At 71.8% G+C, this 20392-nt stretch carries 18 protein-coding genes; 5 read left to right on the top strand and 13 right to left on the bottom strand.

The genetic code is table 11. The annotated features are described in order from the left end of the window. Positions 1 to 3 precede the first annotated feature (3 nt). On the bottom strand, positions 4 to 1638 hold the full coding sequence (locus OG965_RS31190; protein ID WP_371655376.1) for an amino acid adenylation domain-containing protein: 1635 nt from the start codon (positions 1636 to 1638) through the stop codon (positions 4 to 6). Positions 1639 to 1683: 45 nt separating this feature from the next. Further along, on the bottom strand, positions 1684 to 2646 hold the full coding sequence (locus tag OG965_RS31185) for a chlorinating enzyme (protein ID WP_371655375.1): 963 nt from the start codon (positions 2644 to 2646) through the stop codon (positions 1684 to 1686). Positions 2647 to 3174: 528 nt separating this feature from the next. Here OG965_RS31185 and OG965_RS31180 point away from each other — a divergent pair. Genes OG965_RS31180 through OG965_RS31170 form a run of 3 tightly spaced genes read left to right on the top strand, consistent with a single transcriptional unit; the run spans position 3175 to position 5775 of the window. After that, positions 3175 to 4218: a 3-oxoacyl-[acyl-carrier-protein] synthase III C-terminal domain-containing protein gene (locus OG965_RS31180; protein WP_371655374.1), complete on the top strand. Its 1044-nt coding sequence runs from the start codon at positions 3175 to 3177 to the stop codon at positions 4216 to 4218. Continuing rightward, a complete protein-coding gene (locus OG965_RS31175) occupies positions 4215 to 5462 on the top strand; it encodes an MFS transporter (protein WP_371655373.1) in 1248 nt (415 codons plus the stop codon). Before OG965_RS31180 ends, OG965_RS31175 begins: the two co-directional genes overlap by 4 nt. 13 nt (positions 5463 to 5475) lie before the next feature. Beyond that, positions 5476 to 5775 carry a muconolactone Delta-isomerase family protein gene (locus OG965_RS31170; protein ID WP_371655372.1) on the top strand — a complete coding sequence of 100 codons (300 nt, stop codon included), beginning with the start codon at positions 5476 to 5478 and terminating at the stop codon, positions 5773 to 5775. On the opposite strand, the gene OG965_RS31165 is transcribed toward OG965_RS31170, so the two are convergent. From OG965_RS31165 to OG965_RS31150, 4 genes are all read right to left on the bottom strand, one after another. Further along, on the bottom strand, positions 5729 to 6007 hold the full coding sequence (locus OG965_RS31165; RefSeq protein WP_371655371.1) for an acyl carrier protein: 279 nt from the start codon (positions 6005 to 6007) through the stop codon (positions 5729 to 5731). The genes OG965_RS31170 and OG965_RS31165 overlap by 47 nt on opposite strands. Next, positions 6004 to 6867, bottom strand: a complete 864-nt coding sequence (locus OG965_RS31160; RefSeq protein ID WP_371655370.1) for a hypothetical protein — start codon at positions 6865 to 6867, stop codon at positions 6004 to 6006. The genes OG965_RS31165 and OG965_RS31160 overlap by 4 nt, the downstream gene beginning before the upstream one ends. Then, entirely contained in the window at positions 6864 to 7865 is a 1002-nt protein-coding gene (locus OG965_RS31155) for an FAD-dependent oxidoreductase (RefSeq protein ID WP_371655369.1), read from the bottom strand. The genes OG965_RS31160 and OG965_RS31155 overlap by 4 nt, the downstream gene beginning before the upstream one ends. A 118-nt stretch (positions 7866 to 7983) precedes the next feature. Then, a complete protein-coding gene (locus OG965_RS31150; RefSeq protein WP_371655368.1) occupies positions 7984 to 9024 on the bottom strand; it encodes a ketoacyl-ACP synthase III family protein in 1041 nt (346 codons plus the stop codon). Positions 9025 to 9239: 215 nt separating this feature from the next. Here OG965_RS31150 and tsaA point away from each other — a divergent pair, with 215 nt between their 5' ends. Then, complete coding sequence (gene tsaA / locus OG965_RS31145) at positions 9240 to 9707, top strand: tRNA (N6-threonylcarbamoyladenosine(37)-N6)-methyltransferase TrmO (protein WP_371655367.1); 468 nt, start codon at positions 9240 to 9242, stop codon at positions 9705 to 9707. Between the two features lie 47 nt (positions 9708 to 9754). Here tsaA and OG965_RS31140 read toward each other — a convergent pair whose 3' ends face one another. Together OG965_RS31140 and OG965_RS31135 are read right to left on the bottom strand one after the other, a co-directional pair. Beyond that, positions 9755 to 11008 (bottom strand): GNAT family N-acetyltransferase, encoded by a 1254-nt coding sequence (locus OG965_RS31140; RefSeq protein WP_371655366.1) that lies wholly within the window; start codon positions 11006 to 11008, stop codon positions 9755 to 9757. Between the two features lie 54 nt (positions 11009 to 11062). Beyond that, positions 11063 to 12325 carry an MFS transporter gene (locus OG965_RS31135; RefSeq protein WP_371655365.1) on the bottom strand — a complete coding sequence of 421 codons (1263 nt, stop codon included), beginning with the start codon at positions 12323 to 12325 and terminating at the stop codon, positions 11063 to 11065. Between the two features lie 55 nt (positions 12326 to 12380). Between OG965_RS31135 and OG965_RS31130 the strand changes: the two genes are divergently transcribed. Continuing rightward, the gene (locus OG965_RS31130) at positions 12381 to 13367 is read left to right on the top strand and encodes a DUF5937 family protein (RefSeq protein ID WP_371655364.1); all 987 of its coding nucleotides are present in this window, start codon (positions 12381 to 12383) and stop codon (positions 13365 to 13367) included. A gap of 122 nt (positions 13368 to 13489) precedes the next feature. Here OG965_RS31130 and OG965_RS31125 read toward each other — a convergent pair whose 3' ends face one another. From OG965_RS31125 to OG965_RS31105, 5 genes are all read right to left on the bottom strand, one after another. Then, complete coding sequence (locus tag OG965_RS31125; RefSeq protein WP_371655363.1) at positions 13490 to 14641, bottom strand: XdhC family protein; 1152 nt, start codon at positions 14639 to 14641, stop codon at positions 13490 to 13492. Between the two features lie 61 nt (positions 14642 to 14702). Then, complete coding sequence (locus OG965_RS31120; protein WP_371655362.1) at positions 14703 to 16160, bottom strand: NCS2 family permease; 1458 nt, start codon at positions 16158 to 16160, stop codon at positions 14703 to 14705. Positions 16161 to 16495: 335 nt separating this feature from the next. Continuing rightward, a complete protein-coding gene (locus tag OG965_RS31115) occupies positions 16496 to 18889 on the bottom strand; it encodes a xanthine dehydrogenase family protein molybdopterin-binding subunit (protein WP_371655361.1) in 2394 nt (797 codons plus the stop codon). Between the two features lie 5 nt (positions 18890 to 18894). Continuing rightward, positions 18895 to 19488, bottom strand: coding sequence for a (2Fe-2S)-binding protein (locus OG965_RS31110; RefSeq protein ID WP_371655360.1), 594 nt, complete (start codon positions 19486 to 19488; stop codon positions 18895 to 18897). Between the two features lie 2 nt (positions 19489 to 19490). After that, positions 19491 to 20381, bottom strand: coding sequence for a xanthine dehydrogenase family protein subunit M (locus tag OG965_RS31105; protein ID WP_371655359.1), 891 nt, complete (start codon positions 20379 to 20381; stop codon positions 19491 to 19493). Positions 20382 to 20392: the final 11 nt, after the last annotated feature.

Raw genomic sequence — 20392 nt, 5'->3', positions numbered from 1 at the left:
CCGTCAGTCCCGCGAGGCCACCGGCTGTGCGGCCGGGGCGGCGGGTGGTGGGGTGTGGCTGTCGTGCGCGGCGAGCAGTGCGCGGCCGTCGACCTTGCCGGTCGCCGTCAGCGGCAGCGCCTCGCACAGGTGGATGCGGGCCGGGACCAGATACGCGGGGAGCCGGGTCCGCAGATGGTGGCGCAGTGAGGTGGGTGTGACTGACTGGTCGTCCGTCACCACGAAGGCCACCAGGGCCCGTTCGGCGCGTGCGGTGCTCACCGTCACATGGCTGCGCCGCACCGCGGGGTGGTGATCGAGGTGGTGGGCGACCTCGCCCAGCTCGATCCGGAAGCCGTTGAGCTTGACCTGGTCGTCCTCGCGGCCCTGGAAGACGAGCGAGCCGTCGGGGAGCAGGGTTCCATGGTCGCCGGTCCGGTAGAGCCGTTCGGCCACACCGTCGACCCTCCGGTCGACGAAGCGCTCCGCCGTGAGGTCCGGCATGCCCACATAGCCGGGCGAGAGCCCGTCGCCCGCCAGACAGATCTCACCGGTACGGCCCGGCTCGCACAGGGTGTCGCCGTCGATCACATAGAGCCGGGTGTTCTGGATGGGTTTCCCGATCGGCAGCAGCCCCGAGTCGGGAAGCAGCCGGTCGACGGGGTGGTAGGTGGCGAAGGTGGTCGCCTCGGTGGGCCCGTACACATGGACCAGACGGCCCGGTCCGTACCGCTCCAGCGCCGCGGCCACATGCGGGATCGAGTGGAGCTCTCCGCCCATCAGAACGGTCTCGGTCCCGTCGACGGCCTCGGGCGCCTCGTCGACCACGGCGTTGAACAGCGCAGTGGTGAGGAAGACCACGGTGACGCGGTGTTCGTCGATGACCCGCCCGAGCCGGGAGAGCCGCACCAGGCCGTCCGGGTAGAGCACGCAGGTGCCGCCGTTGAGGAGCGCGCCCCAGATCTCGAAGGTCGCGGCGTCGAACGTGACCGGCGCGAGCTGGAGCAGCCGGCTGTCCGCGTCCAGCCGGGCGAAGCGGGCGCCGAGGACGAGCCGGGCGATGCTGCGGTGGCGGACGGCCACGCCCTTGGGACGGCCCGTGGAGCCCGAGGTGAAGTTGATGTACGCGAGGGAGTCACCGGTCACCTCGACCGCCGGGGCGGCCTCGGCTTGTGCCAACTCGCCCTCAACAGCAAGGACTTGACACTTTGTCAGCCTTCGGGAGAGCTGTTCATGGCGGTCGGTCAGCACCCATCGGCAGTCGGCGTCCGCGAACAGGCCGTGCAGGCGCTCGTCGGGCCAGCCCACGTCGAACGGCAGATACGTGCCCCCGCACTTCAGCACCGCGAGCAGCGCCACGATCAGCTCGGGCGAGCGCGCCAGGCAGACCCCGACGGTCGACCCGGGCGTGCAGCCCTCGGCGAGCAGGCGCCGGGCGAGCCCGTTGGAGAGCCGGTCGAGCTCCCCGTAGGTGTACGCGCGCCCGCCCTGCACGACCGCGGGCGCGTCCGGGTCGCGGGCGACGCTCGCGGCGAAGAGCGCGGGCACCGAGCTGTCCCGCGGATAGTCGGATGCGGTCCGATTGATCCGGCGGTGGAGGGCGAACGCCTCCTGGGTGCCGGTGAGTCGGGTCCCCGTTGTTCTTTCCAGCGCAGACACCCCTCGGGATGTGGCGACGTCGAAGTGGTGGTCGTCGGACGAGGGTCAGCGGGCCGCCCGGAAGGGCGTGCCGTTGACGGTCTGCTCGACGAAGCGGTTGTGCTTGTACGTGTCCTCGCCGGAGACCAGCACACAGCCGAACTTGTCGAGGCTGGCCTCGCCGCCGAACTCCTGGAGGGCGTCCGAGAACGGGTAGACCTGCACCTGGGTCGGCAGATAGCGGGACGCGTACCCCAGACGCATGTTGTCGGTGAGGCCCGCGTGCGGGTGCGAGGCGTGCATCAGGGTCGACCAGAAGACGATGAACTGGCCCTGCTTGAGCACCATCGACTTGGCCTTGGACTCGTCCGGGCTCCAGTTCGGGTCCTTCTGGAGCTGGCGGTAGTCGTAGCCGAAGAAGCCGCGCCGCACGCCGTCCTTCTCCACCTTGCCGATGGAGTCCGCGTCGTACGTCATGACCTTGGACTCGTCGTAGTTCATGGTCCGGTGCGAGCCGGGGATGAACTGGAGGCAGCCCATCTCGACGCTGGCGTCGGTGAACGCCGACCAGACGGTGATGGTGCCGCCGAACTCGGAGTCCTCGGGCCAGACGATCTGGGGGTGCTTGGAACCGGCCACGTTGGAGAAGTTGTCGGCCTGGTGCCAGTCGGTGCCCTCGTCGCCGGGGTACTTGGGGAAGAACTCGGTGCGCCAGCAGAGCACATCGGGGCCCAGGAGGCTGGCGACCCGATGGGCGATCTCGGGGCGGGTGATGTGGTCGGCGAGGAAGTCGACGTCGAGGTGGCGGTCGTAGTTGGCGAGGTTGGTGACGCCGGAGACCGCCTTCTCCTGCCCGTAGATCGCCCGCTTGGTGTTGAGCAGCTTGGGGCGCAGGGCGCGGAGGTTCTTCTCCATCTCGGCGGGTTCGTACATGTCGAACGGGCCGATGTAACCGTCCCGGTGGAACTGCTCGATCTCCCGGGCACTCAGGGAGAAGTCGGTGCTCGTGGTGCCGGCCAGGTCGTCCATGCATCACCTCTGTGTAAGCGACACTCCGCTGCGACAGCGGACGGGTAAATGCGTGCTGTTCCGGTCAACTCTCGCCAGCAGAGGGCGAGTTGTGCTCTGTTTAACACACGACCTCCTCCGGACGCTTCTATTCCCCGGAGTTGCACAGCGATCGCACGGCGGTGGACATCGTGCGGGTGGCGGGGCATGGGGGGCCGGTGGATCGTTGTATGGATCAGGCATGGGCGGGCGGGAGGGCGGGCGGCGCGGCCTGCCGGGACCGCGCACAATCGGCCGCGCGCGAGGGCTTCGGGCGTAAGGTTGCATAGGCGCCCAAAAGGGGTGCGCTGCCGACGCCCGGAGACGGGGGTCGCCCGCACCGCGCACACGCTGTGTTCCCACGGGCCTCCGGCGGGGCGCACCACAACCCCCGAGGGCGCGCGACTTGCGCCTTTCGGCCCTTGACGCGGCATCCTGAGGTGGACAAGACTCTCGCTGATAATCCGCATCACTGACGATGCCCTCCGGGGCCCTTTCCGGGAGGACCCATTGCGTCTGTCCCCGCCCTTATCCACGCCGCTGCGGATCGCGGCCGCGACGCTCTGGCTCCCGGACCGACGCGAGACCACCGAGGCCGCGCTGGCGGCCGGCCGGGTCGACGCGGAGACGGCGACCCGGCTCGGCTATCGCGAAGTCACCGTCAGCCCCGACCACGCGGCGCCGGAGATGGCGGTCCTCGCCGCCACCGAAGCGCTGGCGGCGGCCGGGTGGGGCGGCGCGGACCTGGGCATGGTGGCGCACGCCTGGACCTACCACCAGGGCCACGACTTCTGGTCGCCCGCCAACTACGTCGCCCACCACATCGGCGCCTCGACCGCCAACGCCGTGGGCGTGCAGCAGATGTGCAACGGCGGAGCCGCCGCACTCGAAGTCGCGGCCGCCCGCATGATCGCGGACCCGGGTGTGGCGCGCGCCGCGGTCACCACCGGCGACCGCTTCCTGCCGCCCGCCTTCGACCGCTGGCTCGGCGACTACGAACTCGTCTACGGCGACGCCGGGACCGCCCTGCTCCTGGACCGGACCCAGGGCCCGTACGAGCTGCTCTCGGTGGCCACCGTGGCCCGTTCGGAGTACGAGACGATGCACCGCGGCGACGACGAGTTCAGCTCGATGCCGCGCACCCTGCCCCGGGTCGACGTACGCCGCACCAAGCGGGCGTTCGTCGCCTCCGGGGCCGAGCCCGGGTTCGACGCGGCGCTCGTCGAGGCCGTGGTCGAGGTGGTGACCACCGCGCTCACCGAGGCGGGGCTGGCCCCCGACGACCCACGCGTACGGTTCCTGGCGCTCCCCCGGCTCGGCGCCGGACCGCTTGAGGAGTTCTTCCACCCGGCCGTCGAACGCCTCGGGCTGCGCCACGCCGAGATCCTCAACCTGGGCGGCGGGACCGGGCACCTGGGCGCCGGGGACTCCGCCGCCAACCTGGCGACCCTGCACACCGAGAAGCGGCTCGCCGAGGGCGAGGTGGCGCTGCTGCTCAGCCTGGGCGGCGGGTTCAGCTGGTCGTGCGTCGCGGTGCGGGCGGTGACGCGATGAGAGCGCGGCCGGTGGGCGGCGAGCTCACCGACCGCGGGATCGTGGCCGTCCTGTGCGCCGGGTTCTTCCTGCTCGACTTCGACCTCGTCGTCATCAACCCGATCCTGGTCCCGTTGTCCAAGGACTTCGGCGTCAGTCTGGGCACCACCACGTTCGCCCTCACCGGCTATCTGGCGATGGTCGGCATCATGCAGCCGGTGCACGGCGCGATCTCGGACCGGGTGGGCCGGGTGCGAGTGCTGCGGACCGCGCTCCTCGGGCTGGGCGTCGCGGACCTGGCGGCGGCCCTGGCGCCCAATGCGGCGCTGCTGATCGCGGGCCGCGCGCTCGCCGGCGGCTTCGCCGCCGCGCTCATCCCGGTGACCGTCGCGTACGTGGGCGACCACATCCCGATGGAGCGCCGCCAGCGCACGATGGCGGCCATCATGTCCTCCAGCGCGGTCGGCGCCGCCTCCGCGACCGTCGTCGCGGGCGCGCTCACCGAACTGCTCGACTGGCGCTCGGCGCTGCTCATCCCGGCCGTGGCGGGGCCGCTGCTCGCCCTGGTGTCCACCCGGCTGCCGGAGGCTCCCCGGGTGCGGGCCGTCGAGGGGCCGAGCGTACGGGAGCGGTTCGCCCGGGTGCTCGGGGACGGCTGGTTCCGGTTCTTCATCCCGTTCGCCGTCGTCGAGGGCGCGGCGATGATGGGCCTGTTCAACTTCTTCAACGCGGCTCTCCAGAAGCACGGCAGCAGCGTCCTGATGTCCGGCCTGGTGACCAGCGCGTACGGCGTGGCGGCCATCGGGGGCAGTGTGGTGGTCCGGGCCGTCGACACCCGGGCGACCGGCGCGGGCATGTTCGGCTGGGGCACCGGTCTGCTCTTCATCGGCTATCTCACGGCCGCGTTCACCCAGTCGATCGCGGGCATCCTGATCGCCAGCGCGCTGGCCGGACTCGCCCTCGCCGTCGGCCAGTCCGCGTTCCAGGCGTGGATCCTGGAGGCGGCCGCGCCCGAGGTGCGCGGCAGCGCCGTCGCGCTCATCGCCTGCTCGGTCTTCACCGGCGCCGCCATCAGCACGGCCGCCGTCGGCCCGCTCGCGGGGCGCGGCGACTTCGGGCTGCTGTTCGGCATCGCGGCCGCCGCGACCGTACCGGTGTCGATCGTCGGCACCCTCGCGCGGGCGCGCTTCGCCCGCTCCGACCGTGCCATGCGGATGCCCACCGGGCCGCCCGTGGACCAGGAAGCCCCGAACACACTCAAGTGAAGGAGAGACATCCATGGCGCTGTTCGCGGTGATAGCGAAGCGGGCCCCGGTCGGCATCAGCATCGAGGAGTTCCAGCAGAAGCTGGCCGAGGGCTTCCGGTACACCCAGGAGCTGGAGGAGAAGGGGCTCATCAGGGACCGCTGGATCCTGGTCGGCGCCTCGGCGGGGCTCAACATCTACGACGTCGAGTCGCACGAGCAGCTGATGCAGCTGCTGTACCGCAGCCCCGCCGGACTGCACCTGGACTTCGAGGTGTATCCGCTGATCAGCCCGCCGAGCTACGATCCGACGGCCGAGGGTCCGACTCACTGAAGAACGCCCGCTCGATCCGGCTCAGCGAGCGGAAGTCGTCGAGGTCGAGGGTCTCGACGTCGACGGGCCGCCCGCTGAGCCGCTCGATCAGCACGATGAACTCCAGGAAGCCCAGCGAGTCGATGAGCCGGCTCTCGATCAGGTCGTCGTCCGGGCCGATCACGGCCGCCTCCGGGTGGCGCCTGCCGATCCAGGCGACGACCTCCGCCAGCTCGGCGGCGGCCGCCCTCACCGCTCGGCCCCGCCGGTCGAGGCCGCCCCGCCGAGCGCCACGGCCGCCTTCTCCACGGCCTCCGTCGCCGCCTCCCAGCTTCCGTACCTGGCGTACAGCACCGACAGCCAGCGCTCCAGGCCGAAGGCGACACAACTGGTGTGCACGGCCTGGCCGGTGTCGTCGAGGGTGATCCCGCACCGCTCGCCGAAGAAGTTGCGGTGGACGTTGAGCGAGGCTATCGCGAGGTCGTCGACGAGGAACTCGTGCTTGACGGGCGAGAGCCGCTGGAGCAGCGCGCGCTGCCCGCCCCGGTCGTAGAAGGGGTCGGTCGCGGCCTCCTTGCGCAGGGTGAGGCCGAGCGCGTCCGCGAGGGCGGTGATGCGCTCCTCGAACCGCCGCAGGTGCTCCTGGGTGAACTCGTGCGAGCCGAGCGCCACGATCTCGCGCATATGGAAGCCGAGGAGGCGCCGCAGCCCGTCGTAGTGCTCCTCGCGGCGGAAGCAGCGCCCGAGCACGGTCACCGTCGTACCGTCGGGAAGGGCGCGGCCCTCGTGGTGGAGGTATACGGCGAAGCAGGCGGCCGAGGGAAGCCCGAAGAGCGCGGGTTCGAGGTCGCTCGGCGTGAACTCCTCGCGCAATCCACCTTCTTGATGGTGCGTCAGGTCGAGTGTGCTCACCACGAGCGCCTGGTGCGGGAAGTTGTCGTACACGTCGAGGCGGGAGAGCGCGGCGACCGGCAGCAGCGGCGGCATGATCATGGGGGCCGCGCCGCTCCCGGTCCCCCAGCCCTCCAGGAGCGCGTCGAGCCGCTTCAGCAGGACGGTCGCGCCCGGCGGGAGGGCTTGCAGACCCGGGCCGTCCGCCGGGGCCGGTGTCATGAGACGACTTCGGCGGTGGCGCCGCCGAGCGCCAGCCGCAGTACGTCCTGGGCACAGCCCCAGGAGAGGCCGACCGCGATGCCGCCGTGGCCGTAGTTGTGGATCACCCGCGCGGAGCCGACCGGCTCCACTTCGAGGCGGGTCTGCGGCCGCGAGGCCCGCAGGCCGATCTCGACGCCGATGACCTCGGCCCCGGCGATCCGGGGCTCCACGGCGATGCAGCGCGCCAGGATCTCCTCGGTCCGGGCCGGGTCCGGCTCCATGCTCCACACCTCTCGCTCGGCGGTGCCGCCGCACACCAGACGGCGCCCGTGCGGGAAGTAACTCGTCGAGTTCGGGCCGGGGTTCTGCTCGAAGAAGAACTCGTCGATCCCCGGGTTCTCCACGATCACGTGCTGGCCGCGCACCGGGAAGACCTTCGGGTCGTCGGCCAGGGCGCGCGCGCCCACCCCGGTGCAGTTGACGACGAGCGGCGCCTCGGCGGCCGCCGCCTCCAGGGAGTCCACCACGCCCACCTCGACGCTGCCTCCGGCGGCGGTGACCCGGGAGGCCAGATACTCCAGGTACACGGGCATGTCCACGGTCGGCAGGTCGACCCGGAACGCCACCGGGAACCCGCCGCTGTCCGCCTCGCCGCACGGCGCGTAGCCGGGCAGGTGGGCGGCCCACTCGTGGCCGCCGGCGGCCTGCCGGTTGACCAGGCGGCCACGGGTCAGATGGACGCCGCTGTCCGGCTGCTTGGCCAGCGCGGCGAACTCGGCCAGGCTCGACTGGTGCCAGGGCCGGGTGATCGCCGTCGGCGCGAACTTGGCCTCCGCCTCGGTCTCGTCGGCGATCGCCGGGCCGCCGATGATCGCTCCGGCCACGGCCGACGTGGTCTGCCGGGGCGCGCGCTCGGCGACGACCCGGACCGTGAAGCCGCGCTCGGCCAGGCACACCGCCGTGGTCAGTCCGGCCACACCGGCGCCGATGACCAGGGCCTCGTTTCGCTCTGTCATGGGACTGCACCTCTTCATGGGGAAGCTGTCGTGGAAGATGTTTGGAATTCAAGAGAGCCGTACGGGGATGCCGCACCGGAAAGACGTTCCTCGGCCGCCGGGTGTGACACCCGCCGGTCTACTCGTGGGAAATCGCGACGCAGGACCAGGTGAAGCCGTTGCCCGCGCTCAGGAACAGCGCCACCTCGCCCGGCGCGAGCCGGTCGTCGGCCTGGAGGGTGGCGAGGTTGGCCACGGGGTCCCCGGCACCGAGGTGCCCGGTGTCGCGGCCCAGGTCGAGCAGTTCGGTGTGGGGCAGGGCGAGTTCGTGGACGGACGGCCCGTAGAACTGACTGAGCGCGCCGGTGCTGAGGCGCGGCAGGACGAGGTAGCGCAGCCGGGGGTCGGCCGGGGTGAGTCCGGCGTCCGCGATGGCGTCGAGCACCACGCGCTGCACGGACCGGCGCAGTACGGCGACGAATTTGGGCCAGCCGCCGCCCGCCCGGAAGGACAGCTTGGTGCGCCGGGCGCTGATCGTGTCGTACGCGCTGCGCGGCGCCGGGGTGAAGGCGTCGTCGCCCCGGTAGAGCACCTCGTACTCGGGAACGCTCACGGAGGCGATGGCGAGCAGCCGGTAGGGGCCCGCGTCGCGGTCGAGGAGCAGCGCGGTGGCGGCGTCCCCGTACGCCACGTCGATGTCGCCGGCCCAGCGGTCGAAGCCGGGCCCCACGAACCGGTCGGCGGTGGTCACCAGGCACCGGTTGACCGTGGGGTCCAGGGCGAGGCGGGCGGCGGCGACCTCCAGGGCGGCCACGCCCCCGTTGGAGGTCTGCTGCACCCCGAGCGGGGTGGCGTGGCGGGCGCCGATGCCGTGGGCCACGTAGTGCGGCGCGGACCAGAAGTCGTGGCCCTGGTGGTAGATCCAGGAGTGGACGACGAGGCCGAGGTCGTCGCCGGACCAGCCCGCGTCGGCGAGCGCCTTCTGGGCCGCGAGCACGGCCATTTCGGGGGCCGCCCGGTCGGGGCTCTCGCTCAGCGCGCGGTAGCCGAGCCGGTCGGCGGTCTCCTGGTCGAGCCGCCCGGCCGCCACCGCCCGTGCGGTGTCCAGACGGCGGGACGGGAGCCAGAGCACGGCGGCGGCTATGCCCGGCGGTTCGGGTAACGGCGGACTCAGTCTCACGGGGCTGCCTCCTCGGACCGGCCCGTCGACTCGGGCCGTACCTCCCGGCTTCCCACTATATTGTCAGTGTTATTGACTGTCAGGCGTCTGTCTCTCAATTTGGCGCACAAACGGCGTGTTTCAGGCGGTCCGCGCCGGGGCGGCGCGGGGTGTCGTTCAGCATGGACCGTCGTTCTGCTTGGTTGACGTGGTTCCCCAGTGTGAGGAGATACGTGGTGTCCCATCCGCCCGCCCCTCTCGGCGCCGACGCGGTCGTTCCGCTGTCGCCGATCGGCTATGTCGTGACGGAGTACGCCCGCCCCCAGGAGGCACCGCCGCAGGCGACTCTGGCCTACGGGGACCAGGGCCGAGTCGTGGTCTTCGAGCCGTTCGCGGGGGGCCTCGACGGCATCTCCGACGGCTGGTACGTATGGCTGCTGACCTGGCTGCACGACCAGACCGAGGAGGAGACCGCACCGCTCCAGGTGGTGCCGCGCGGCTGGGAGCGGAGCGGGCGCACGACCGGCGTCTACGCCACCCGTACGCCCAACCGGCACAACCGCATCGGCCTGAGCCTGGTGCGGGTGCGCGAGGTGAAGGGCCATGTGCTCCACTTCGACGGCGTGGATCTGGTCGACGGCACGCCGGTGCTCGATATCAAGCCGTATTCGCCGACGTCCGACACCCCGCCCGAGTCCGACTAGGGCCTGTCCGGTGGATCTGGTCGGCCTCGGCGCGGGGATCCGGGAGGTCAGAACTCGTCGACGGTGTGCGGGAGTCGGTCGGTGCTCAGCGCCGCGCCCAGGGCCGCCGCCGCGCCCGGGGTGTGCTCGGTGACCAGCCCCGCCGCCACGAGGTGGCGCGGGTCGGTGCCGCCGAGGTAGCAGGCGCCGAGGTCGCGCACGTCCAGGGCCAGGTCGGGCCGGGCGTCCGTCGGTTCGTACGAGGCGGTGTACGCGTCGGTGCCCGGTCCCGGTGCGACCGTGAGACGGAAGCGGCCCGCGTTGGCCGGTACGCGCTCGTCGCGCACCTCGACGACCAGGTCCGCCGGGGCCGCCCAGGAGCGCGCGGTGAGCGCGGCGCCCACGTCCAGCAGACGCAGCCACAGCGCCGGTTCGGTCCGGGTGACCCGGACCTGGTCGCGGTCGGCGGCGAAGTGGTGCAGCGGGTCGTCCGGGGCGCCGCCCCAGTACCGCACCCGGCCGGTGAGGTCGATCGCGGCCAGATAGCGCCAGAGCGCGGCGGCACCGGCCGGGGTGTCGGCCTCCAGTTCGTCGACGCGGACCAGACCCGGCGTACCGGCGTCGTAGTCACCGCCCTTGGTGCGGTACACCGCGTACCCGCCGAGCGGCTCGTCCGGGGCGCCGAGCGCGACGATCCTCGGCGGGCTCAGCTCGTCGTCCTCCTCGTCCTTGTCGGCCAGCCACTCCTTGCGCCAGCGGACCTCGTCGCGGGCGATCCGGCCGGGCCTGCGGGCGCGGGTGGCGTCGTAGTACGGCCCGAGGAGGGCGGGGGCGTCCAGCGGGTCGACCAGGCGCAGCGGGCGCTCGTCGGGGGCGATGCGCAGGGCGAGCGGACGGCTGGAGTCGATCTCCACGGTGGCGCCGTGGGTGGCCGAACCGAAGCCGAAGCGGCCGTAGATGACGGCCTCGGAGGCCCACAGCGCGGCAACCGCGCGCCCCTCGCGGGCGCTGCGGCGGAAGAGCTCCCCGATCATGCCGGTGAGGACGCCACGGCGGCGGTGGGTGGGCGCCACGGAGACGAACGTCAGCCCGGGACAGGGGAGTTCACCGCCGGGGACGGAGATCGTGAACCGGAAGGCGGCGAGGAAACCGACGAGGACGTCCCCGTCGTAGGCACCCACGCGGTCGCAGTCGAGGAGTGCCTCGCGGTGGTACTTGCGGATCTCCTCGTCCTCGGGGCGCTCATGGAAGACGAGGTATCCGAGTTCGAGGGCGCGGTCGACATGGGCTTCGGGCACATCACTGAAGCGCAGCTGATCCATCCTTCGACACTAACCCGACCGAATAGGACAGTCATCCGTATTTCGGGGGGCCGGTCAGCTGGACGCGGGTGCCGTGGCCCGGCCGTGGTCGACGGCCACGCGCTCGGCGCGTGCCGCCAGCGGCACGGTGACCGTCCCCGCCGCCAGGAACAGGGTGCCCAGGAGGAGCCAGCCCGGGGCTCCCCCGTGGGTGACCAGGGCCGCGACCAGGAGCGGGCCGCCCGCCCTCGCCAGGTCGGAGCCGAGGCTCCAGGCGCCCAGGAACTCGCCCTGGCGGTGCGGGTCGGCGAGGCCGTACGAGATGCCCCAGCCGCTCGCCGAGGAGAGCAGCTCGCCCGCCGTCAGCAGGGCCACGCCGACCGCGAGCACCAGCACGGCGGGCACCGGCGGGAGCGCGGCCGTCGTGGCCGTCACCGCGCACGCGGCGAGCAGCGCCCAGCCGGCGCGCCTGCCCGCGACCGCCGCCCCGGCGACGGTGTCGCTACCGCGCGCCGCCCGCACCTGGAGCAGGATCACCAGCGCGGTGTTGAGGAGCATCAGCACCGCGACCGACCAGGTGGGCGCGTGCGTACGGGACGAAATCCACAGCGGGAGGCCGAGGTTGAGGACGTCGGCGTTGATGTAGAGCAGCCCGGAGAGCGCGGCGAGGGCGAGGAAGCGGCGGTCGCGCAGGGCGCCGAGGCGGCTCGCGGGCCGCGCGGCGGCCTCCGGTGCCGGCCGCGCGCGGTCGTCCGGCATCCGGGTCACGATGGCGGCGACGATCGCGTACGAGACGCAGTTGCCCAGGATGAGGGCCGCGTATCCGGTACGGGAGTCGACGGCCAGGGCGGCGCCCGCGCCCAGACTGCCCAGTGTGAAGCCGATGTTGAGCATCACGCGGGTGTACGCGCTGGCCGCGACCAGCGCCGAGGCGTCCGCGATACGGGCGAGGTAGGCACCGCGGACCGGCCGTGACGCGCTCTCGGCCAGGGCGATCGCGCAGACGACGGCGAGGAAGCCGGCGAAGCCGTCGACGAGCAGATATCCCGCGAAGGCGACGGCCCGTACGACCACGGTGGCCAGATAGACCCGGCGGTGGCCGAACCGGTCACCGAGCCGCCCGGCCGGGACGGCGACGGCCGGGCCGAGCAGGGCGGCGATCGTCAGGCCGAGGCCGACCTGGGTGGCGCCGAGCCCGACGACCCGGGTGAAGAAGAGGGCGGCGCCGGTGTGGAAGAGGCCGTTGCCGATCCAGTCGACGAGGGTGGTGAGGGCGTACGCGCGCAGCGGACCGCGGGGTGGCAGCACGGCTGCCACCCCGGAGGAGGTGGAGGACATGCCCCCAGCCAACGGCCTTCCGCCGCGCACCGACAGACATTTAGGCTGGGGCTCAATGCTCAGCTACCGACTCGGCGTCGACGACCTCGCCGACATGCGCTTCGCCTGCTCGCCGCTCCTGGAGGCCGCCACCAGCCTGTGGGCGCTTCAGCGCGCCGACGAGTACGCGCTGCACCTGCCGTGGGTGCGGCGGACCCGGGCGGCGCTGGAGGAGGCCATCGGCCTGGACACCGCGCTGCTCGACGAACTGGTCGTGCGCGGCAGCGGCTGGCTCCCGGACTTCATCACACCGCGCCCCGACTCACCGCTGCCGGATGTACGGGAAGAGCTGCGGCGGGTACGGGCGACGTCGCCGTCGAAGGCGCTGTCGGACGTACGGACGGCGTACGCGGGGCGTGCCCTGCCGCCGCGCCTGGCCGAACTGGCCCCGGATCCGCGCGGGTTGCGGGACGCGATGGCGGATGTGCTGGAGGCCTACTGGGAGCTGGCGATGGCGCCGCACTGGCCTCGGATGCGGGCCGTCCTGGAGGCGGACATGGTGTGGCGGGCGCGGCTGCTCGCCCACGAGGGCGCGGCGGCGGTGCTCACGTCGCTGGATCCGACGGCGGTGTGGCGGGGCGGGGAGCTGACGCTGTTCGTCCACCGGGACCTGGAGTTGGGGGCGGCGGTGGACGGGCGGGGCCTGTGGCTGGTGCCGACGCTGTTCGCGCAGCACACGATCAGTCCGGTGGGGCCCGATGAGCCGCCCACCATCGCGTATCCGGCGCGGGGGGTGGGGACGCTGTGGGAGTCCCGTCCGCCGCGTCCGCGCGGCGCGCTTGCCTCCCTGGTGGGCGCGCCCAAGGCGGCGCTGCTGCTGTCCCTGGACGGCCCCGCGTCCACGACGGAACTCGCCCGCCGCCTGTCCGTCACCCCGAGCGCGGTCTCCCACCACCTGTCCGTGCTGCACCGGACGGGGCTGGTGAGCCGGGCTCGGGCGGGGAGGGTGGTGCTGTATGCCCGGACGGGGGTGGGGGATGCGCTCGCGTCCCCGGAGGAGTGACCCCACCCCGCCCGTTCCGGGCGGGGCCTGCGGCCCCTGCACCCCGCTGTTTTCGGCTGCGGACCGTGCTGGGCTGGTCGCGCAGACGCAGACAAACGGGGCCGGGGCGGAGCCCCGGGAAGTCAGGCCACCGAGCCGATTCGGCCCAGTGGCTGCTCCGGGCCGTCGTGGTGGATCGGGGTGTGGGCTCCCGTGAGGGACACACCCGTCCCTCCCCGGCGGCTCGCCACGATCTCCGCCGCGATCGACAGCGCCGTCTCCTCGGGCGTGCGCGCACCCAGGTCGAGGCCGATCGGGGAGCGCAGACGGGCGAGGTCGAGGTCGGTGACGCCGACCTCGCGCAGGCGCGCGTTGCGGTCCTCGTGCGTGCGGCGCGAACCCATCGCGCCCACGTACGAAACCGGCAGCCGCAGCGCAAGCTCCAGCAGCGGCACGTCGAATTTGGCGTCGTGCGTCAGGACGCACAGCACCGTGCGCGCGTCCACCTGCGTCGACTCCAGGTACCGGTGCGGCCACTCCACCACGATCTCGTCCGCGTCCGGGAACCGCGTCGCCGTGGCGAACACGGGGCGCGCGTCGCACACCGTGACCCGGTAGCCGAGGAACTTGCCCACCCGTACCAGCGCCGACGCGAAGTCGATCGCGCCGAAGACGATCATCCGCGGCGGCGGGACGCTCGACTCGACCAGGACCGTGAGCGGCTGCCCGCACAGGCGGCCGTCGGCGCCGAGTGTCAGCGTGCCCGTACGGCCCGCGTCCAGCATGGCCCGCGCCTCGCCCGCCACCGCCCGGTCCAGCTCGGGGTGGCCGCCGAGGGCGCCCTCGTACGTACCGTCGGGGTGGACGAGGAGCGGTCGGGCAACCAGGTCGGAGGGGCCTTCGGTGATGCGGGCGACCGCTGCCGCCTCGCCACGCGCCGCCGTGGCCAGTGCCGCGGCGAACACCGCCCGGGCGGGCGAGTCCGCGGGTACCGGGGTCACCAGGATGTCGATGATGCCGCCGCAGGTCAGGCCGACCGCGAACGCGTCCTCGTCGCTGTAGCCGAAGCGTTCCAGGACGGGTTCGCCGTCCGCCAGCGCCTGTTGGCACAGGTCGTAGACCGCGCCCTCCACACATCCGCCCGAGACCGACCCGATCGCCGTGCCCTCGCCGTCGACGGCGAGCGCGGCGCCCGGCTGCCGGGGCGCGCTGCCGCCAACCGCCACCACGGTGGCGACGGCGAAGTCACGGCCCTGCTCGACCCACCGGTTGAGCTCTTCGGCGATGTCCAGCATGTTCGGTCTCCTTACGGAACGGATGAGTGGAGGGCGTCCGGTCGTACGCCCTGATCGTGTCCTACTTGACGCCCAGCCAGCTCTCGATGGGGCTGAGCGCGAAGTAGACGAGGAAGATGCCGGACAGGGCCCACATGAACCCGCCGATCTCCCGCCACTTGCCCTGCGACGCCTTGATGACGGTGTAGGCGATGACGCCCGCGCCGACACCGGCGGTGATGTTGTACGTGAACGGCATCAGGGCCACGGTGAGGAACACCGGGATCGACACCGAGCGGTCGTTCCAGTCCACGTGCCGCGCCGCGCTCATCATCATCGAGCCGATCACGACCAGGGCCGCGGCGGCCACCTGGGCCGGGACCAGCTGGGTGAGCGGGGTGAAGAAGAGACAGGCCGCGAAGAAGAGACCGGTGACGACCGAGGAGAGGCCGGTGCGGGCGCCCTCGCCGGCGCCGGTCGCGGACTCGATGAAGACGGTCTGGCCGGAGGCGCCGGAGACGCCGCCGATCGCGCCGCCCGCGCCGTCGATGAACAGCGCCTTGGACAGGCCCGGCATCCGGCCCTTGTCGTCGGCGAGCTTGGCCTCCTGGCCGACGCCGATGATGGTGGCCATCGCGTCGAAGAACCCGGCCAGGACGAGGGTGAAGACGATCATGCCGACGCCGATGGCGCCGATCTGCTCCCAGCCGCCGAACTCGACGTGCCCGAAGAGTCCGAAGTCGGGATTGGCGACCGCGCTGCCGTCGAGGCCGGGGGCGGCTCCGCCCCAGTCCTTGTCGGTCAGACCGCCCACCTTGGTGACCACGAGCGAGAGGACCGTGCCGGTCACGATGCCGATCAGGATCGCGCCGGGGATGTTGCGCGCCTGGAGGGCGAAGATCAGGAGCAGGGTCACCGCGAAGAAGAGGACCGGCCAGCCGACCAGCTCGCCCGTGGCGCCGAGGGTGACGGGGCCGCCCTGGCCCTTGCCGACGAATCCGGCCTTCACCAGGCCGAGCAGGGCGACGAACATGCCGATGCCCATGGTGATCGCGTGCTTGAGCGCCAGCGGGATGGCGTTCATGATCATCTCGCGGAGGCCGGTGACGACCAGCAGCATGATGACCACGCCGTACATGACGCACATGCCCATGGCCTGCGGCCAGGTCATGTTGGGGACCACCTGGGTGGTCAGGGCCGCGGAAACGTTCAGTCCGGCGGCGAGTGCGAGCGGGACCTTGCCGATGAAGCCCATCAGCAGCGTGCTGACCGCGGCCGCGAGGGCGGTCGCCGTCACCAGGCCCGCATGGCTCAGCGTGTGCTTGTCGACGTCGGGCGTCGAGAGGATCAGCGGGTTGAGCAGGAGGATGTAGCACATCGCCATGAAGGTGGTGATGCCGCCGCGCACCTCTTGCGCGACCGTGGATCCTCTGTCCGTTATGTGAAAGTACCGGTCGAGCCAAGACCTGCCGGCGGGGACGCGCGAGCCGGAGCCCGCCTCCTCGGCGGTGGTCTTCGGCTCCAGAGACTGCTGGGTCATGGTGCCTACTCCCAAGGTTCACAGGGGCACCCGCATAAGACTTGAGATCTCAGTCAGACAAGCTGCGGGATTTGGGATGGTGCGTGGGCTGCACGACCCGGGGGACGGCCCGAGACGAACGTTTCCGCGTACTGCGGGGGTACCGGTTCCGGTACCGCGGTACGGGAGTGGTGCTGATCATTCGGGTACTGCTCACTCGGTACTGCCTGGTGGTGCTGGTGGTGCGGTGCTGAAGGACCGCGAGCGGTGCGGCACTTCTGTGCTCCGGGCGGTGCGGGCGGTTCGGAAGTGTGACGTTCCTGGGAAGGCACGCACCGCCCGGAGGGTTCAGGGGGTCAGGACGACTCGGTGCCCGTGAGGTGCTCGGGGCGGACGGGGGTCCTGTTCAGCTCCAGACCCGTCGCGTTCCGGATCGCCGCGAGGACGGCCGGGGTGGACGAGAGGGTCGGGGCCTCGCCGATGCCGCGCAGCCCGTACGGGGCGTGCTCGTCGGCCAGTTCGAGCACGTCGACCGGGATGGTCGGCGTGTCGAGGATGGTGGGGATGAGGTAGTCCGTGAAGGAGGGGTTGCGCACCTTCGCGGTCTTCGGGTCGACGATGATCTCCTCCATGACCGCCACGCCCAGGCCCTGGGTGGTGCCACCCTGGATCTGGCCGACGACGGACAGCGGGTTGAGTGCCTTGCCGACGTCCTGGGCGACCGAGAGCTCGACGACCTTGACCAGGCCGAGCTCGGTGTCCACCTCGACGACCGCGCGGTGCGCGGCGAACGAGTACTGGACGTGGCCGTTGCCCTGGCCGGTGCGCAGGTCGAACGCCACGGTGGGACGGTGGCGCCACTCCAGCTCCAGCTCCACCGCCTCGTCCTCCAGGACGTCGGCCAGGTCCGCGAGGACCTCGCCGCCGTCGGTGACGACCTTGCCGCCCTCCAGGAGGAGCTCGGCGGTGGCCCAGGCCGGGTGGTAGGAGCCGAACTTGCGGCGGCCGATCTCCAGGACGGCCTCGCGGACGTGCTCGCAGGTGTTCTTGACCGCGCCGCCGGTGACGTACGTCTGGCGCGAGGCCGACGTGGAGCCGGCGGAGCCGACCTGGGTGTCGGCCGGGTGGATGGTCACCTGGGTGACGCCGAGCTCGGTACGGGCGATCTGCGCGTGGACGGTGATGCCGCCCTGGCCGACCTCCGCCATCGCGGTGTGTACGGTCGCGACCGCCTCACCGTTGATGACCTCCACCCGCACCTTGGCGGTGGAGTAGTCGTCGAAGCCCTCGGAGAAGCCGACGTTCTTGATGCCGACCGCGTAGCCGATGCCCCGTACGACACCCTCGCCGTGCGTGGTGTTGGACAGGCCGCCGGGCAGGGCGCGCACATCGGCCTGCTCGCCGGCGGTCACCCACTGCTGCTCGGGCGGCAGCGGACGGGCCTTGACGCGGCGAAGGAGCTCGGCCACCGGGGCCGGGGAGTCGACCGGCTGCCCGGTCGGCAGCAGGGTGCCCTGCTCCATGGCGTTCAGCTGGCGGAACTCGACCGGGTCGATGCCCAGCTTCGCCGCCAGCTTGTCCATCTGGGCCTCGTACGCGAAGCACGCCTGGACCGCGCCGAAGCCGCGCATGGCGCCGCAGGGCGGGTTGTTGGTGTAGAGCGCGATGGCCTCGATGTCGACGTCGTCGATGACGTACGGGCCGACCGAGAGCGAGGAGGCGTTGCCGACGACCGCCGGGGAGGCCGACGCGTAGGCGCCGCCGTCCAGGACGATCTTGCACTTCATGTGCGTGAGCTTGCCGTCCTTGGTGGCGCCGTGCTCGTAGTAGAGCTTCGCCGGGTGCCGGTGGACGTGGCCGAAGAAGGACTCGAACCGGTTGTAGACGATCTTGACCGGCTTGCCGGTGCGCAGCGCCAGCAGACAGGCGTGGATCTGCATCGAGATGTCCTCGCGGCCGCCGAAGGCACCGCCGACGCCGGAGAGCGTCATACGGACCTTCTCCTCGGGCAGGCCGAGGACCGGGGCGATCTGCTTGAGGTCCGAGTGCAGCCACTGGGTGGCCACATACAGCTCGACGCCGCCGTCCTCGGACGGCACGGCCAGGCCGGACTCCGGGCCGAGGAAGGCCTGGTCCTGCATGCCGAAGGTGTACTCGCCCTTGACGATGACGTCGGCGCGCTTGGCGGCCTCGTCGGCGTCGCCGCGCACGATCGGCTGGCGGTGCACGATGTTGGGGTGCGGGACGTGGCCGATGTGGTGGTCGTCGCGGCCCTCGTGGACCAGCACCGCGTCGGGGGCCGTCGCGGACGCCTCGTCCGTGATGACCGGCAGCTCCGCGTACTCGATCTTGATCTTGGCGGCGGCGCGGCGGGCGGTCTCCGGGTGGTCGGCGGCGACCAGGGCCACCGGCTCGCCGTGGTGGCGGACCTTGCCGTGGGCCAGGACCGGGGTGTCCTGGATCTCCAGGCCGTAGTTCTTCACCTCGGTGGGCAGGTCGTCGTAGGTCAGCACGGCGTAGACGCCGGGCATCGCGACGGCCTCGGAGATGTCGATCGACTTGATCTCGGCGTGGGCGACCGTGGAGCGGAGCGTCTGGCCCCAGAGCATGTCCTCGTGCCACATGTCCGAGGAGTACGCGAACTCGCCGGTGACCTTGAGGGTGCCGTCCGGGCGCAGCGTCGACTCGCCGATGCCGCCCTTGGTCTTGGAACCCTGGGTGATGTTGGTGGGAGTACCAGTGGTGGCCATGATCGTCAGACCGCCTCTTCCTGACGGGCGGCCGCGAGGCGGACCGCGTCGAGGATCTTCTCGTAACCGGTGCAGCGGCAGAGGTTGCCGGAGAGGGCCTCGCGGATGTCCTGGTCGGACGGGGAGGCGTTGCGCTCCAGGAGCTCGTCGGCCGCGACGAGCAGGCCCGGGGTGCAGAAACCGCACTGGACGGCGCCGGCGTCGATGAACGCCTGCTGGATCGGGGAAAGGGCGCCCGCCTCTCCAGTCTGACCGTCCAGCGGCTTGGCCTGCCAGCGCTGGGCGGCGTCGATGGAGGTGCCGCAGGCGCCGGAGGCGCAGCCGCCGCCGGGGTGGGCGTCCTCGCGGTGCTTGGCGTAGTCCGCCAGGCCCTCGACGGTGACGACCTCGCGGCCCTCGACCTGACCGGCCGCGACCAGGCAGGAACAGACCGGCACGCCGTCCAGGCGGACCGTGCAGGAGCCGCATTCGCCCTGCTCACAGGCGTTCTTCGAACCCGGAAGACCCATGCGCTCGCGCAGCACGTAGAGAAGGCTCTCGCCCTCCCAGACGTCGTCGGCTTCCTGCTTGCGGCCATTGACCGTGAAATTGACGCGCATGGTTATGCAGCTCCTTCAAGCGAGCGGCCGGTGCCGCGGTACTGCTCCCAGGTCCAGCCGAGCGTGCGGCGGGCCATGATGCCCACGGCGTGCCGGCGGTACTTGGCAGTGCCTCGTACGTCGTCGATCGGGTTGCAGGAGGCGGAGGCGAGCTCGGCGAACTGCTTGGCGATCGAGGGAGTGATGATCTTGCCGCTCTCCCAGAACCCGCCCTCGTCGAGCGCGGCGTTCAGGAACTCCTCGGCGGCCTTGGCCCGGACCGGGGTCGGGGCGGCCGAGCCGATGCCGGTGCGGACCGTGCGGGTCTCCGGGTGCAGCGCCAGGCCGAAGGCGCAGACCGCGATGACCATCGCGTTGCGGGTGCCGACCTTGGAGTACTGCTGGGGGCCGTCCGCCTTCTTGATGTGGACGGTCTTGATGAGCTCGTCCGGCGCCATCGCGTTGCGCTTCACACCGGTGTAGAACTCGTCGATCGGGATGAGCCGGGACCCGCGCACCGACTCCACCTCGACCTCGGCGCCCGCGGCGAGCAGCGCCGGGTGGGCGTCACCGGCGGGCGAGGCCGTGCCGAGGTTGCCGCCGACGCCGCCGCGGTTGCGGATCTGCGGGGAGGCGACGGTGTGCGAGGCGAGCGCCAGGCCCGGCAGCTCCGCCCGCAGGTTCTCCATGATCTCGGTGTACGACACGGACGCGCCGAGCCGTACGGTCTCCTCGCCGGTCTCCCACGCGCGCAGCAGCTCGATGCGGTTCAGGTCCAGAAGGTACTCGGGCCGGCGGTGGTCGAAGTTGATCTCGACCATCACATCGGTGCCACCCGCAATGGGCACAGCCGTGGGGTGCTCGGCCTTGGCGGCGAGCGCCTCCTCCCAGCTGGCGGGGCGAAGGAAGTCCATGAGTGGCTCTC

Origin of the sequence: Streptomyces sp. NBC_00224, assembly GCF_041435195.1 — a bacterium.
Taxonomy (GTDB): domain Bacteria; phylum Actinomycetota; class Actinomycetes; order Streptomycetales; family Streptomycetaceae; genus Streptomyces.
This window is presented reverse-complemented; position numbering and strand designations above follow the sequence as displayed.

Bases quoted from the DNA above. Each gene is read 5' to 3' on its own strand.
- OG965_RS31185 (WP_371655375.1), bottom strand. From the start codon at position 2,646: ATGGACGACCTGGCCGGCACCACGAGCACCGACTTCTCCCTGAGTGCC.
- OG965_RS31175 (WP_371655373.1), top strand. From the start codon at position 4,215: ATGAGAGCGCGGCCGGTGGGCGGCGAGCTCACCGACCGCGGGATCGTG.
- OG965_RS31170 (WP_371655372.1), top strand. From the start codon at position 5,476: ATGGCGCTGTTCGCGGTGATAGCGAAGCGGGCCCCGGTCGGCATCAGC.
- OG965_RS31160 (WP_371655370.1), bottom strand. From the start codon at position 6,867: ATGACACCGGCCCCGGCGGACGGCCCGGGTCTGCAAGCCCTCCCGCCG.
- OG965_RS31155 (WP_371655369.1), bottom strand. From the start codon at position 7,865: ATGACAGAGCGAAACGAGGCCCTGGTCATCGGCGCCGGTGTGGCCGGA.
- OG965_RS31140 (WP_371655366.1), bottom strand. From the start codon at position 11,008: ATGGATCAGCTGCGCTTCAGTGATGTGCCCGAAGCCCATGTCGACCGC.
- OG965_RS31135 (WP_371655365.1), bottom strand. From the start codon at position 12,325: ATGTCCTCCACCTCCTCCGGGGTGGCAGCCGTGCTGCCACCCCGCGGT.
- OG965_RS31130 (WP_371655364.1), top strand. From the start codon at position 12,381: ATGCTCAGCTACCGACTCGGCGTCGACGACCTCGCCGACATGCGCTTC.
- OG965_RS31125 (WP_371655363.1), bottom strand. From the start codon at position 14,641: ATGCTGGACATCGCCGAAGAGCTCAACCGGTGGGTCGAGCAGGGCCGT.
- OG965_RS31120 (WP_371655362.1), bottom strand. From the start codon at position 16,160: ATGACCCAGCAGTCTCTGGAGCCGAAGACCACCGCCGAGGAGGCGGGC.
- OG965_RS31115 (WP_371655361.1), bottom strand. From the start codon at position 18,889: ATGGCCACCACTGGTACTCCCACCAACATCACCCAGGGTTCCAAGACC.
- OG965_RS31110 (WP_371655360.1), bottom strand. From the start codon at position 19,488: ATGCGCGTCAATTTCACGGTCAATGGCCGCAAGCAGGAAGCCGACGAC.
- OG965_RS31105 (WP_371655359.1), bottom strand. From the start codon at position 20,381: ATGGACTTCCTTCGCCCCGCCAGCTGGGAGGAGGCGCTCGCCGCCAAG.